Origin of the sequence: Ensifer sp. LC11 (genome assembly GCF_001695835.1) — a bacterium.
In the GTDB taxonomy this organism is placed as follows: Bacteria; Pseudomonadota; Alphaproteobacteria; order Rhizobiales; family Rhizobiaceae; genus Ensifer.
This window is the reverse complement of the sequence record NZ_MBSO01000029.1, coordinates 15,686-29,751: the sequence shown is the minus strand read 5'-3', so window position 1 is coordinate 29,751 and position 14,066 is coordinate 15,686. Positions and strand designations below refer to the sequence as shown.

The window sequence follows — 14,066 nt, the reverse complement described above, 5'->3', positions numbered from 1 at the left end:
CGCCCGCCTCAACTCGGAAAGATCAACTCCACGCTTGTTCCGAGGCCCGGTTGGGAAATGATACGGGCGTCGCCGCCGCTTTGCCGAACGAAGCCGTAGACGACCGCAAGCCCGAGACCGGCGCCGCCTTCTTCATCACGCGTGGTGAAATAGGGTTCGAACGCCTTGTCCACCGCTTCCGGCGACATGCCCACCCCCTCGTCGGACACGCAGACGACGACCCCGGCCTCGCCGCTTGCGGCTCGGATCAGGATAGCCCCGCCGCGCGGCATCGCAGCGGCGGCATTGAGGCAGAGATTGAGGATCGCCTGTTCGAAGAGAGCGGCATCGAGATGCACGTTTGGCAGACCGTCGGCGATTTCAAAGACGAGACGGCATTTCTCGCCAACGGCGATTTCCAGCACATCGGCCATGCCACGCAGGACCGCGCCGATCTCCAGCGCCCCCGGTTGGAGCGGGTGCTGGCTGCCGACGGACAGCATGCTGCTGGCAAGCGACCGCCCCCGATCGGCCGCTTTGCGAATGCGGGCGATGTGTCGCTTCTGCCGATCGTTGAAACCCGTTTCGCGCTCCAGGAGCCCAAGGCTGCCGGTAATGATACCGATCATGTTGCCGACTTCATGGCTCACCTGATGGGTCATGCGCATGATGCCGTCCAGGCGCTGCGCCTTGACGGCTTCCGCTTCCTGCCGATCGATGTCCGTCACATCTCGGGCAAGCAGCACGATACCGCGGTCTGGCTGGCGTGAGAGCGAGACCTCCGTCACCCGGCCGATCCCGGATCGATGACGCAGCACGAGGCGGTCATCGAGCGTTCCGGCATCGGCATCGGCGGGCAACAGGGCCGGATCAATTTCCGGCATGGGGCCGACGAAAGCGCGCAGCGGCAGCTTTCGGGCCGAGCCTGGCCAGCCGACCAGCTCCATGACGCGCCGGTTCATGGTGATCGGCTTGCCCCTCGGGTCAAAGAGCGCGATGCCCTCGTTCATGTTGCGGAACGTCGAGCGGATGGTCCGGGCGGCAGCTTCGGCCGTGCGCCGGAGCCGCGACACGCGCGCGACGCTCTCGCGAAAGGCGCTGAAGGCTTCCAGCAGCCGGACGAGCTCGGTCTCGGTCCCCTGGTAAGTCGGCGCGTCGACGTCTCGGCGGCCCTGCGCAAGCGCATTCATTCCGTTCGACAGCGACACGATACCGCGCGAAACCCGCATGACCGAGCGGATGGAGAAGATGGCCATGACAAGCACGAGCAGCGAGGCGACTGCGACGATGACGAGCAGGCGGCTCAGCGCATCGGAGGTTGAGACCAGATCTTCGTTGAGGCCGCGGGCGACCGCCTCGCTCTGCGTTTCCGTCGCATGCGACAGGTCACGCGAAACCGTGTGCAGCCGTGCCACTGCGGCGCGGATTGCGAACATTTCCAAGAGGTAGTGCGTCTGCGCCTGAAAGACCCGCTCATAGGGCGTCAGTTCGGCGACAGAAACCCGAACATCCGGTCCGGCGTGCTCCAGGCGCGGCGTCGTTTCGGCAACGTAGCGACGCCGCAACTCGCCAAGCTGGAACAGGCTGTCGGAATTGGATGCCGATTGCACGATTGCATTGAGACTGCGGCGGACGTCGGCGTCAGTGACACCGCTACCGGTCGCGATCTCGCCGAGCGCTGCTGCCGCCTCCGCCTTGTGCTGCTGGGCCGACTCCGCATCGCCGGCAAGCGTCATGGTCTGGGTGCGGATCGCCTCCAGCAGTTCCACGATGTGGCCGCTGGCAAACCCCTTGACCGCCGCCTTGCCGCTGTCCGGCTCCATGGCGCGCAGCAACGCATCGACCTGCGCGACGACCGAGCGGCTTTCGCTCGACACCCGGTAGGGCGATGTCGCATTCATCAGGAAGGGCGCACTGGACACAAGATCGGAGACCTGGCGCGAGACGAGGGAGGCCTTGGCAAGGCTGGAAAAGGCCTGCAAACCGTAAGCGGCCATCTCGTCGCGCGCCCGCTGCAGGCCGAAGACAGCAACCGTCGCCAGTCCGAAGACAAGGACGCAGATGAAGGCGATCGCAAAGGGCAGACGGAAGGCGATCGAGGAGAGAAAAGGACGATTGATCACGGCCTGAACTCGCCATCATCCGTGTCCAGCACATAGCCTTTGCCGCGCCTCGTCTTGATATGGCGCGGAAGATCGGGATTGCGCTCGATCTTGCGCCTGAGCCTGAGCACCAGCACGTCGACGTTACGGTCGATGTAGCGGTCGCTTTCGGCGCCCAGACGGTCGAGAATATGGGCGCGGCTGACAGGCGTGTTCGGCGTCTCGGCGAGGATTTCGAGAAGAGCAAATTCGGCGCTGGTGAGCGACCTTGCCGGATCGGCAAGGCAGACGGCACGACGGCTCTTAAGGTCGATCGACCAATCGCCCAGCTTCAATGATGCAGGCTCGGGCTCGCGCTCTGCCTCCCGCTCCGGCTTCAGAGACGGATAGGTCCGGCGGAGAACGGCCTTGATCCGCGCCGTCAGCTCGATCGGCTCGAACGGCTTGACGACATAGTCATCTGCCGCGGTTTCCAGGCCAAGCACCCGGTCGGCAGCGCTGCCAGCGGCGGTCACCATGACGATGCCGATGTTGGTCCTTGCGCGAAGCCGCTGCGCGAAGGTGCGCCCGGACGCGCCCGGCAGATTGTGGTCGACGAGCACGAGATGCACGGTCTCCCGCTCCAGGACGCCGGCGGCCACTTCCGCCGACGGCGCCGTCAGCGGGACCCAGCCTTCAGCCTCCACCAGGTCGGAGACAAGCTCCGCCATGTCCGGATCGTCTTCGACGATCAGAATCCGTATCCTCTCACTCAGCATGCTATTCCTCCCGCCCCATCATAGGCGGCGCTGTCACAATGTTCAAAGCGGCTCGCGTTATGCCCGTTGTCATATTTGTAATCTTTGTAATCTTGAAACAGCCAGGCCCTGCCGTGCTGTAAGAACGGTAACCATTCTGCGGGTTGCGGCCAGCCGGGAATGTGGACATCCTGAGTGTGGAGATTGGGGCGCATGCGCTCCAAATGGGAGGACATCGTGAAAGGCATCACCGCTATCTGTGCGGGCGTGGCCCTGTGGCTGTGCACCGCCGCAACGGGCTCGGCAGCGCCGTCGCTCACCGTCCTGTGCGGTGTCGACGAAGCATGGTGCACCGCGATGAAGACGGCGTTCGAGGCAAAGTCGGGCCTTGAGATCGCGGTCACCCGCAAGAGCAACGGCGATATCTTCGCCCAGCTCCGCGAGGAGAAAGCCGCGCCGACCGTTGATGTCTGGTGGGGTGGCACCGGCGACACCCATCTGCAGGCAGGCTCTGAAAATCTGCTCGAACGCTACCAGCCGGCGCATGAGCGCGACATGCTGCCGTGGGCGCAGAATTTCTTTGCGATTTCCGGGGGCCGATCGGCCGGTATCTATGCCGGAGCGCTTGGTTTTGCCTACAATGCGGAACTTCTGGCCAAGCTGAAGCTGCCGGCGCCGACCTGCTGGAAGGACCTCGCCGACAGTGCCTATCGCGGCCACATCCGCAGCGGCAATCCGAATTCATCCGGCACCGCCTTCACCACGCTTGCGACCCTGGTTCAGCTCTTCGGGGAGGATGAAGCCTTCCGTTTCCTGGCCGCCCTCAACCGCAACATCGATCAATACACCACCGCCGGTTCGGCGCCGGTCAAGGCGGCGGCGCGCGGTGAAACGCTCATCGGCATCTCCTTCATGCATGACGCGGTTACGCAGAAGCAGGCAGGTTGGCCGCTCGTGATTGTCGCGCCTTGCGAGGGCACCGGTTACGAAATCGGCGCCGTCAGCATCGTCAAGGGCGCACGCCACCTGGAAGCCGCCCGAAGCTTCGTCGATTTTGCGCTCAGCCCGGAAGGCCAGGCAACCGGTGCGGCCTCCGGCCAGAACCAGGTACCGTCCAATGCCCGCGCCGGCCTGCCGCCTGGCGCACCCGATATCTCGCTGATCAAAATGGTTGACTTCGACTTCGCCACCTTCGGTTCGCCGGAAGAACGAAGTCGACTGCTCGAAAGGTTCGACGCGGAGATCGCCGCGACGAACTGATCGCTTGCAATAAGCTGGAGCAGGATGCGGGCGAATAACCGCACCTATTTTCATCAGTCCGATCCAGCAATGCCGAAAATCCGAAATCGCGAACGTGCTGCCCGGCGGGCAGGCCGATGGCCGCGCCGTGTCTCGCTCGCGCCTGAATAAACCACGGCAACAGGAGGATGCCACCCATGAAAACGAAAACCCTTTCCCTCGTGCTCTTCGCCGGAACGGCGCTCGCTGCCCTGCCGGCGCAGGCCGCCGGCAGCCTCAATCTCATCTGCTCGGCAGACGTCGTGATCTGCGAACAGATGACTGGCGATTTCCAGAAGGAGACCGGCATCAAGGTCAACATGGTGCGCCTGTCCTCGGGCGAAACCTATGCCAAGGTGCGCGCAGAGGCGCGCAACCCGAAGACCGACATTTGGTGGGCCGGCACCGGCGACCCGCACCTTCAGGCAGCTTCCGACGGCCTGACGCTCGAATACAAGTCCCCTATGCTCGACCAACTCCAGGATTGGGCAAAGAAGCAGGCCGAAGGCTCGGGTTACCGCACGGTTGGCGTCTATGCTGGCGCGCTCGGCTGGGGCTACAACACCGAGATCTTCTCGAAGAAGGGCCTGAAGGAGCCGAAGTGCTGGGCCGACCTGCTCGACACTTCACTGAAGGGCGAGGTCCAGATGGCCAATCCGAACTCGTCGGGCACCGCCTATACGGCGCTCGCCTCGCTGGTGCAGATCATGGGCGAAGACCAGGCCTTCGACTATCTGAAGAAGCTCAACGGCAATATCGCGCAATACACCAAGTCGGGTTCGGCACCGGTAAAGGCGGCCGCACGCGGCGAGACCGGCCTCGGCATCGTCTTCATGCATGACGCGGTGTCGCAGACGGCGGAAGGCTTCCCGATCAAGGCGATCGCCCCTTGCGAAGGCACCGGCTACGAGATCGGTTCCATGTCGATCATCCGCGGCGCCAAGAACCTGGACAGCGCCAAGGCCTGGTACGACTGGGCCCTGAAGCCCGAGGTACAGTCGCGCATGAAAGATGCCAAGTCCTTCCAGCTCCCCTCCAACAAATCAGCCGAAGTGCCGAAGGAGGCGCCGCGGTTCGAGGACATCAAGCTGATCGACTACGACTTCGCCACCTTCGGTGACGCCGAGAAGCGCAAGCAGCTGCTCGAGCGCTGGGACCGCGAAGTTGGCGCCGCCGCCAACTGATCGTCGCTGGAATGTGCTGGCCGGATGACTGATCCGGCCGGCAGCACCCGGCATCGACGCTCGATCGCCGCCTCCGGCCCAGCCGCCGGAGCGGCGCGACGTCACATCGTTTTCATTTCAAATCTCGCGAGGACCGTCATGGAACATCGCAACTGCAGGCTCGACCTGACACTCGGGCTCGGACTGGCCGCATTCTTGGCTGTCCCCTGGTATCGCGTCGAAGGTGGCTTCTTCGGCCTTGGCTGGCTCACCGGCTTCCCATCCGACCCGGCCGTCGCCCCCGGCCTGGCGCAGATCTTCGCCCATGGCCGCACATGGCTTGGCGTGGCGCTGCTACTCTTCGGCATCTCAGTTGCAGCACGCTTTGTTCGCGACCCGGACCGACGCGGCATGATGCTCGCAATTGCCGGTGCCACGGGTGTCGTCTTTCTGGCCCTGCAGGGTCTGGCGATCGGTTTCACCGGCTGGACCTGGACGATCAGCGAGACCTTGTTCGGACCTATGTCCGACGGACAGCCGTCGATGGGCGCCGGCGCCGTGCTTGCAGCGCTTGCCTTTGTGCTCCTGTTCGCCTTCGGGCTTGCGGAACGCGGCGTGCTCAAGGGCGACGCCTTCCTCGTCGCGTCGATTTCGCTGCTCGTCTGCCTCGTCATCGTCTTCGTCTTTTATCCGGTCGGCAGCATGTTCGCCGCTTCCGTCCAGGATTTCGACGGCTCGTTCAAGCCTGACGGCTTCATCCGCAACGTCCGGGACGGCTCGATCTGGAGCTTGAGCTGCATCATCGGCGAGGGCCGCTGTGGCGTCGCCTGGCGAACCCTCTGGCTGGCGCTGATGACCGCTTCGGGTTCGACGCTTCTCGGCCTTGCCTTCGCACTTATGGCCACCCGCACGCGCTTTCCCTTCAAGAAGGGCATGCGGCTCCTGACGGTGCTGCCGATCATCACGCCGCCCTTCGTCATCGGCCTGGCGCTGACCCTGCTCTTCGGCCGCGCCGGCGTCGTCACCGAATTTCTTTCCGATGTCTTCGGCATCGAACCCGGTCGCTGGCTCTATGGCCTCACCGGCATCTGGATCGCCCAGGTCCTCTCCTTCACGCCGATCTCCTTCCTCGTGCTGATCGGCGTCGTCGAAGGCGTCAGCCCGTCGATGGAAGAGGCATCTCAAACACTCAGGGCCGATCGCTGGCGCACCTTCTGGACCGTCTCGCTACCGCTGATGAAGCCGGGCCTTGCCAACGCTTTCCTGATCGGCTTCATCGAAAGCATGGCCGATTTCGGCAACCCGCTTGTGCTTGGCGGCAGCCACGGCGTGCTTTCGACCGAGATCTTTTTCGCCGTCGTCGGTGCGCAGAACGATCCGTCACGCGCAGCCGTGCTCGCGATCATCCTGCTCTGCTTCACGCTCTCGGCCTTCCTCGCCCAGCGCTACTGGCTCGCGGGAAAGAACTATTCGACGGTCACCGGCAAGGGCGACTCCGGCGCACACAGCGCTCTGCCACGCTCGGTGTCGATCGGCGTTCATGCCGTCGTCATTCCCTGGATGATCTTCACCGTCGTCGTCTACGGCATGATCCTCTTCGGTGGCTTCGTGAAGACCTGGGGCCTCGACCATTCGCTGACCCTCGACCACTACGCCAAGGCGTTCTCGATCTCCGTCGTGGACGGCGCGATCGCCTGGACCGGCGTTGCCTGGAACTCCTTCTGGACGACCATGGAGATTTCGCTGCTCGCAGCTCCGCTCACCGCTGTTGTCGGACTGCTGACGGCCTATCTCATCGTGCGCCAGCGCTTTGCCGGTCGCGATGTCTTCGAGTTCGCGTTGATGCTGAGCTTCGCCATTCCCGGCACCGTCATCGGCATCAGCTACATCATCGCCTTCAACCTGCCGCCGCTCGAAATGACCGGCACGGCGCTGATCCTGATTGCCTGCTTCGTCTTCCGCAACATGCCGGTCGGCGTGCGCGGCGGCATTGCGGCAATGAGCCAGCTCGACAAGAGTCTCGACGAGGCGTCGCTGACGCTTCGGGCAACGAGTTTCCGGACATTGCGCAAGGTCATCCTGCCGCTGCTCCGGCCCGCTATCGTCGCGGCCCTCGTCTATTCTTTCGTCCGGGCAATCACCTCAATCAGCGCCGTCGTCTTCCTCGTCAGCGCCGAATACAACATGGCGACCGCCTACATCGTCGGCCTTGTTGAGAACGGCGAGTTCGGGGTGGCTATCGCCTATTCCTCGGCCCTTATCCTGGTGATGATCACCGTCATCATCGGTCTGCAACTCCTCGTCGGCGAACGCAAGCTGAGGCGCGAGAACCGCGTCCTCAGTGCCGCTCCGGCCCGCCCGGCCGCCACCACCATTTCCCAGGAGAAAACCGCATGAGCACCCAGATGAACTCCCCGCGCACCGGCTCGGTCGTTTTCCAGAACGTGCGCAAGCAGTTCGGCGCCTTCACCGCCATTCACGATCTGTCGCTTACCATCGAGCCCGGCACGCTCGTCACCCTGCTTGGCCCCTCCGGCTGCGGCAAGACCACGACGTTGCGCATGCTTGCCGGGCTCGAACATCCGTCCGCCGGCAAGATCCTGATCGGCGGCAAGGACGTCACCATGCTGCCGGCCAATGAGCGCGACGTGTCGATGGTCTTTCAGTCCTATGCGCTGTTTCCGCACATGTCGGCGCTCGACAACGTCGCCTATGGCCTCGAATCGTCGGGCATCAAGAAGAAGGAAGCGCGTGAGCGTGCAGAGGAAGGCCTGCAGCTTGTCGGTCTGGGAGGCCTCGGCCAAAGGTTGCCGGCAGAGCTCTCCGGCGGGCAGCAGCAGCGCGTGGCCGTCGCCCGCGCCCTCGTTCTCGAACCGCAGGTTCTGCTGCTCGACGAGCCGCTTTCCAACCTCGACGCGCGGCTGCGCCGCAAGGTCCGCACGGAAATCCGCGAATTGCAGCAACGGCTCGGCTTTACCGCCGTCTATGTCACCCACGACCAGGACGAGGCGCTTGCCGTTTCCGACCGCATCATCGTCATGAAGGATGGGGTGATCGCACAGGAAGGCGCGCCGCGAGACCTCTACGAGGCGCCTGCCTCGACCTTCATCGCCGACTTCATGGGCGAAGCCAATGTGCTGCCCTGCGAGGTCACCGCGGCGGATGCCGGTCTGGCGACGATCCGCATCGGCGGCCTCGAACATCGCCTGCCGTCGCGAAACGCCCGCCCCGGTCCGTCGAAACTCGCGGTCCGCCCCAATGCGGTCACCTTGACGCCGGCCAAGGGCGCTGCCCTCTCGGGCACGATCAGCAGCGCGGCCTATCTCGGTGGCCACGTCGAATACGAGGTCGAAACATCGACAGGCCTGCTGTTTGTTGTCGATCAGGCGGTTGAGGAAATGCTATCTCCTGCAACCGAGGTCGCCATCGGTTTCCGCAGCCGCGGCCTTGCTTTGATTGACGCCTGAATATTCAAACTGGATACGAGAAGGACAGCCGCATGACTTCCGAGATAACCGGCCTCGATGCCCGGTTCGCCCTTGCCAAGTCCATGGCCGAGGAGGCCGGACAGCTCGCCTATGACTACTTCCTGAAGCGGGAAACGCTCGTCATCGAGACCAAGCGCGACGCTCACGACGTCGTCTCGATCGCCGACCGCAACGTCGAAACCCTGATCCGCGAGAGGATCGCGGCTGCCTTTCCCGATGACGGCGTGCTCGGCGAAGAGCATGGGCTTCTGGAGGGTTCCTCCGGCTTCACCTGGGTGCTCGACCCGATTGACGGCACCACGCCGTTTGTCAACGGCATGCCGAACTGGTGTGTTTCCATCGCCGTCGTGCATGACGAAAGGCCGGTCATCGGCGTCATCCAGTCGCCCTGCCATCAGGAGCTTTACGCAGCCGCGACAGGCCGTGGCGCAACGCTGAACGGCAAGACGCTTCGTCTCGATGGCACCCGCACGATCCGCAACGCCGTCACCGGACTTGGCGCCAATGACCAGGTAAAACCCGGAGAGATGGGCGCCATCGTTGAGCGCCTGCTTGCGGACGGCGGCAACTTCATGCGCAACGGTTCCGGCGCGCTGATGATCGCCTATGTCGCGGCCGGCCGGCTCGTCGGGTACTACGAACCCTACATGCATGCCTGGGATTGCCTGGGCGGCTATTGCCTTGTGTCCGAGGCTGGCGGCTGGACCTTGCCCTTCCCGGCGCGCGGTGAGGCGCTGACGCATTGGGCACCGGTCCTGGCGGCTGCGCCCGGCGCGGTCGACGATCTGCTCAAGGTCGCCAATCTGGAACGGGCGGCAGCCTGACCGCCCTCTCAGCGCTCACGTCTGGCCGGTGGGCTTGTCGGTCTTGAGCCCGAACAGCCCGCCGATCTCCATCGGGAACGGGAAGACGATCGTCGAGTTCTTCTCGCCGGCTATGACATTCAATGTGCTCAAGTAACGCAGCTGCATCGCCTGAGGCTGGCGGGAGAGGATCTCGGCAGCCTCAAGCAGCTTGGTAGCCGCCTGCTGCTCGCCCTCGGCATTGATCACCTTGGCGCGCCGCTCCCGCTCGGCTTCCGCCTGGCGGGCGATCGCGCGGATCATGCTCTCGTTGATATCGACATGCTTGATCTCGACGGTCGCCACCTTGATACCCCAGGCGTCGGTCTGGCTGTCGAGGATCTTCTGGATGTCCTCGTTCAAACGGTCGCGCTCTGCCAGCATCTCGTCGAGATCGTGTTTGCCGAGCACCGAGCGCAGGGTGGTCTGCGCCAGCTGGCTCGTCGCCATCATGAAATCCTCGACCTGGATCGTCGACCTCTCCGCATCGATGACCCGGAAATAGATGACGGCGCTGACCCGCACCGAAACGTTATCATGGGAAATGACATCCTGGCTCGGCACGTCCAGGACCCGGGTCCGAAGATCGACCCGCACCATCTGCTGGACATAGGGAACCAGCAGGATCAGGCCCGGCCCCTTGACGCCGGTGAAGCGGCCGAGCGTGAAGATCACGCCGCGCTCGTATTCACGCAGGATCCGGATCGCATAGGCGATGACGAGAATGATGAGCACCAGTAGGGCGGCGAAGGGAGCAAGGCTCCCGAAAAGGCTCCCGAACATGTCCATGATCATTCCTCCGTTTCGGCCTGTGCTCCCGTCGAGGCGGGAGCGCCCTGGCTTTTCTGCTCACTGCGGGCCACCTCGAGCGTCAAACCGTTGCGCCCGACGACCGTCACGTCCTCGCCCCTGGATAGCGTTTGATTGCTCACGGCCTGCCAGCGCTCGCCATGGGTGACGACGTAGCCGCCCGCACCCGCCCAGCTTTCGACCTTGCCGCCAATGCCGATCATCTGCTCGGCTCCCGTGACGACCGCGTGGCGGCGAGTACGGAACGCGAGCCGCGCAACAAGCAGACTGAAGCCCAGACTTGCGGCGGCAAGCACGGCAAGCACAGACCAAGAGACCTGCAGGCCCGGCGTATCGGTGTCGAACAGGATGGCGGCACCGAGCACGATCGCTATGCTGCCTCCGGCACCGAGGATACCGAAAGTTGGCGAATGTGCCTCGGCTACCATCAGGCCGATCCCAAGCAGAATAAGCCCGATGCCCGCGAAACTGACCGGCAGCAGCGCAAGCGCGTAGAGGCCGAGCAACAGGCTGATGCCGCCGATCGTGCCCGGCGCGACCGATCCCGGTGACAGAAATTCGAAAAACAAACCATAGATGCCGATCATCAGGAGGATAACCGCGATGTTGGGATCGGTGATGACCGAAAGCAGCCGCGTGCGCCAGTCCGGCACGAAGTCCTCGATCGCAAGACCGGAGGTGTCGAGCACCACGTCCTGCTGTCCCACGCGCACCGTTCGGCCGTTTGCCTGCTTCAGAAGGTCGTCCACGCTCGTGGCCGCGAGGTCGACGACCTTTTCCCGCACGGCTGCCTCGGCCGAGAGGCTTGCGGCCTCGCGCACTGCCCGCTCCGCCCAGTCGGCATTGCGACCGCGCAGTTCGGCCAGACCGCGAATATAGGCGACAGCGTCGTTGACGAGCTTCGCTTCGGCGGCGCTTTGCGGCCCCCCTTGCTTGCCGCCGGACTGATCGCCGTCCTTGCCGCTGTCTCCGTCCTTGCCCTGGCCGAACATGTCGCCGCCGATGGCAATCGGCGTCGCAGCCCCGAGATTCGTTCCTGGCGCCATGGCGGCGACGTGGCTGGCGTAGAGGATGTAGGTGCCGGCGCTTGCAGCACGCGCACCGCCCGGCGCGACGAAGCTCGCCACCGGCGCCGGTGAGGCCAGGATCGCGCGGATGATGTCGCGCATCGAGCTGTCGAGACCTCCGGGCGTATCGATTTGCAGCACAACCAGGGGAAGCCGCCGCTCGGCCGCCCGCTCCAGGCCGCGCACCACATATTCGGCCGTCGCCGGGCCGATGGCGCCGTTGACGTGCAGAACCAAGGCGACCCGATCGCTTTCGGCTCGCAACGCAGCTGGAAACGAAAATGGTGAGATCAGAACGAGCAACAGAGTGAGGATTCGCAACATCCGTCGTCAAAACCTCGCATGCGCAACACCCTCAAAAAGGTGTTCACCTCGCCATGATAGCACAACACAAGGTTAGGACGAAGCAAAGCGCACCCGCGGCCATCAGGCGTAATGACAGACTGGAGAATTGCGGCTATCTGCTAGTTCACGCTCGGCGCAACGCCCTGATGCCGACTTGAGGCAATGCTTCCGGCACCTCCATGATTTCGACCAGAAGAGGATTTCCGGGTTTGGAGACGACCCTCTACCAACCGATCAAGACCTTTCTCGAAACCCGTGGCTACAGCGTCAAGGGCGAGATCGGCGGTTGCGACCTCGTTGCGCTCAGCGACGACGAGCCGCCGCTGGTCGTCATCTGCGAGCTGAAGCTGAGCTTCAATCTCGAACTCATCCTGCAGGCCGTCGACCGCGCCACGGCCGGTGACGAAGTCTGGATTGCCGCCCGCGTCTCGGCCAAGGGCAAGGGCCGGGAAAGCGACCGCCGGTTCCGCGATCTTTGCCGCAGGCTTGGGTTTGGCATGCTTTCGGTTGCCGACAACAGCGCGGTCGATGTCATTCTCGCCGCGTCTGCGGTGATGCCACGCAAAAACAACAAAAAGCGATCGCGGCTGATCCGCGAGCACCGACGCCGCAAGGGGGACCCGACGGCGGGCGGCGCTACGCGTTCGCCGATCATGACCGCCTATCGGCAACAGGCACTTGCCTGTGCGGCGGCCCTGCAGGACGGCGAACGGCGTCCACGCGACCTTCGCGCCGTTGCGCCGGACGCCGCCAAAATCCTGCTGAGTAATGTTTATGGCTGGTTCGAGCGCGTAGACCGGGGCGTCTACGCCCTGACGGAACAGGGCGCCGAAGCGCTTCGCCGTTGGCCACCCGGCGACGCCAGCCCGGCGCCGGCCGTCGAGACGTCCGAAGCATGATACTCTAGGGAAGTTCCATATGAACCCCGCACTTCGCCTCCTTTATCTCGGTCTCGGTTGGCTGATGGTCGGTCTCGGCATTGTCGGCGCCTTCCTTCCCATCATGCCGACGACACCCTTTCTGCTTTTGGCAGCTGGGCTTTTTGCCCGCGCGTCGCCCCGGCTCGAGCAATGGCTGCTCAATCATCGCATATTTGGCGGGTCGCTCAGGCTCTGGCGTGAAAAGGGTGCGATTTCCAGGGGAGCCAAGACGGGTGCGGTGAGCCTGATGGCCACAAGCTTCGGTCTCTTCTGCTTCTTCGGCAACCCGAGCCTGCCCCTCGCCGCAATTGTTGCAGCGGCGATGGCGCTCCCCGCGCTGTTCATCCTGACGCGCCCGGCGGAATAGCGTCGCAGGCAGATCGGCAACGGAACCGAGTGTCGGAGCCGCAAACAAAACGATACACTTTTCCTCAAGAAATACTTGAGTTATGCCCGACAAGGTCGAGCATTGCTTCAGCACACACTTTTTGAGAGCGCGAACATCAATACTTAGTGTTATTGTAAAACAAGATATATTTCGAACAACTCAAGAACAAAGCTGTACAAACGCGCAATTTGTCGCAGAGCGCAGTTTTTCGCGCCTTCAAGGCGATCCCTGGCCCAACCGCGATTGCAGCCGCTCTCTCAAACATGAGCGCGGAGTTAAAACGCAGCGCAGCGGTTGCTGGAACGTTTCATCAGTGGATGCCCTCCCCCAGGAAAAGCGGACAGCACCCCCAAATCTGATGATTGCCGATTGACAAGCCGATAGGGATAGCTCCATCTATTGCATTACAAAGGCAGCAATTCCTTAATAAAGGAATATGTGGAGGAGCACATGCCTGACATGCTGGTGAGCTTGTATTCGTCGACACTCGTCGAACTCAAGCGGAGAACCGAGAGCTGCAAGGTGACGATCCGTCCCGCCTTGCCGCCGGAAATGCGCCTGATCGTCGACTGGGTGCGAGAGAATTTCAGCGAAAACTGGGCGAGCGAGGTAACCGTCGCCTTCGCTCGCCGGCCGATTGCCTGCCTGGTCGCCATCGATGATGGCAAGCTCGTCGGTTTTGCCTGCTACGACACGACCGCGCCGGGCTTCTTCGGCCCGACGGGCGTCGACAGCGCTTGCCGTGGCAAGGGCATCGGCGTTGCCCTGCTTTCCAGCTGTCTCGATACCATGAAGACCCTTGGGCATGCTTACGCCTTCGTCGGCGATGCCGGCCCTGTCGATTTCTACGCCAAGACCATCGGCGCCGTGCCCATCCCCGCGCCCGACAAGGGGATCTATCAGGGCATGTTGCGCCGCCCATCCAAGTAACCCTCAGACGACCCGGA

At 63.4% G+C, this 14,066-nt stretch carries 12 protein-coding genes; 8 read left to right on the top strand and 4 right to left on the bottom strand.

Annotated features, from left to right (window positions below; genetic code table 11):
• Positions 1 to 8: 8 nt before the first annotated feature.
• Both BBX50_RS20115 and BBX50_RS20110 read right to left on the bottom strand, forming a co-directional pair.
• On the bottom strand, positions 9 to 2,102 hold the full coding sequence (locus tag BBX50_RS20115; RefSeq protein ID WP_065777099.1) for an ATP-binding protein: 2,094 nt from the start codon (positions 2,100 to 2,102) through the stop codon (positions 9 to 11).
• Positions 2,099 to 2,839: a response regulator transcription factor gene (locus tag BBX50_RS20110; RefSeq protein ID WP_065777098.1), complete on the bottom strand. Its 741-nt coding sequence runs from the start codon at positions 2,837 to 2,839 to the stop codon at positions 2,099 to 2,101. Before BBX50_RS20110 ends, BBX50_RS20115 begins: the two co-directional genes overlap by 4 nt.
• A 192-nt stretch (positions 2,840 to 3,031) precedes the next feature.
• Here BBX50_RS20110 and BBX50_RS20105 point away from each other — a divergent pair, with 192 nt between their 5' ends.
• The 5 genes from BBX50_RS20105 (at position 3,032) to BBX50_RS20085 (ending at position 9,571) form a co-directional block, all read left to right on the top strand.
• Positions 3,032 to 4,078: an ABC transporter substrate-binding protein gene (locus tag BBX50_RS20105; RefSeq protein WP_244513205.1), complete on the top strand. Its 1,047-nt coding sequence runs from the start codon at positions 3,032 to 3,034 to the stop codon at positions 4,076 to 4,078.
• Positions 4,079 to 4,254: 176 nt separating this feature from the next.
• Positions 4,255 to 5,280 carry an ABC transporter substrate-binding protein gene (locus BBX50_RS20100; protein WP_065777097.1) on the top strand — a complete coding sequence of 342 codons (1,026 nt, stop codon included), beginning with the start codon at positions 4,255 to 4,257 and terminating at the stop codon, positions 5,278 to 5,280.
• Positions 5,281 to 5,418: 138 nt separating this feature from the next.
• A complete protein-coding gene (locus BBX50_RS20095; protein ID WP_065777124.1) occupies positions 5,419 to 7,656 on the top strand; it encodes an iron ABC transporter permease in 2,238 nt (745 codons plus the stop codon).
• An 8-nt stretch (positions 7,657 to 7,664) separates the two neighbouring features.
• A complete protein-coding gene (locus tag BBX50_RS20090; RefSeq protein ID WP_065777123.1) occupies positions 7,665 to 8,726 on the top strand; it encodes an ABC transporter ATP-binding protein in 1,062 nt (353 codons plus the stop codon).
• Between the two features lie 32 nt (positions 8,727 to 8,758).
• Positions 8,759 to 9,571: an inositol monophosphatase family protein gene (locus BBX50_RS20085; protein WP_065777096.1), complete on the top strand. Its 813-nt coding sequence runs from the start codon at positions 8,759 to 8,761 to the stop codon at positions 9,569 to 9,571.
• Positions 9,572 to 9,586: 15 nt separating this feature from the next.
• On the opposite strand, the gene BBX50_RS20080 is transcribed toward BBX50_RS20085, so the two are convergent.
• Both BBX50_RS20080 and BBX50_RS20075 read right to left on the bottom strand, forming a co-directional pair.
• The gene (locus BBX50_RS20080; RefSeq protein ID WP_065777095.1) at positions 9,587 to 10,378 is read right to left on the bottom strand and encodes a slipin family protein; all 792 of its coding nucleotides are present in this window, start codon (positions 10,376 to 10,378) and stop codon (positions 9,587 to 9,589) included.
• A 2-nt stretch (positions 10,379 to 10,380) separates the two neighbouring features.
• A complete protein-coding gene (locus BBX50_RS20075) occupies positions 10,381 to 11,790 on the bottom strand; it encodes a nodulation protein NfeD (protein ID WP_065777094.1) in 1,410 nt (469 codons plus the stop codon).
• Between the two features lie 230 nt (positions 11,791 to 12,020).
• Here BBX50_RS20075 and BBX50_RS20070 point away from each other — a divergent pair, with 230 nt between their 5' ends.
• The 3 genes from BBX50_RS20070 (at position 12,021) to BBX50_RS20060 (ending at position 14,049) form a co-directional block, all read left to right on the top strand.
• Positions 12,021 to 12,710 carry a DUF2161 family putative PD-(D/E)XK-type phosphodiesterase gene (locus BBX50_RS20070; protein WP_065777093.1) on the top strand — a complete coding sequence of 230 codons (690 nt, stop codon included), beginning with the start codon at positions 12,021 to 12,023 and terminating at the stop codon, positions 12,708 to 12,710.
• A gap of 19 nt (positions 12,711 to 12,729) precedes the next feature.
• Positions 12,730 to 13,098, top strand: coding sequence for a YbaN family protein (locus BBX50_RS20065; protein ID WP_065777092.1), 369 nt, complete (start codon positions 12,730 to 12,732; stop codon positions 13,096 to 13,098).
• 471 nt (positions 13,099 to 13,569) lie between these two features.
• Entirely contained in the window at positions 13,570 to 14,049 is a 480-nt protein-coding gene (locus tag BBX50_RS20060) for a GNAT family N-acetyltransferase (protein WP_065777091.1), read from the top strand.
• The last annotated feature ends 17 nt before the right edge of the window (positions 14,050 to 14,066 follow it).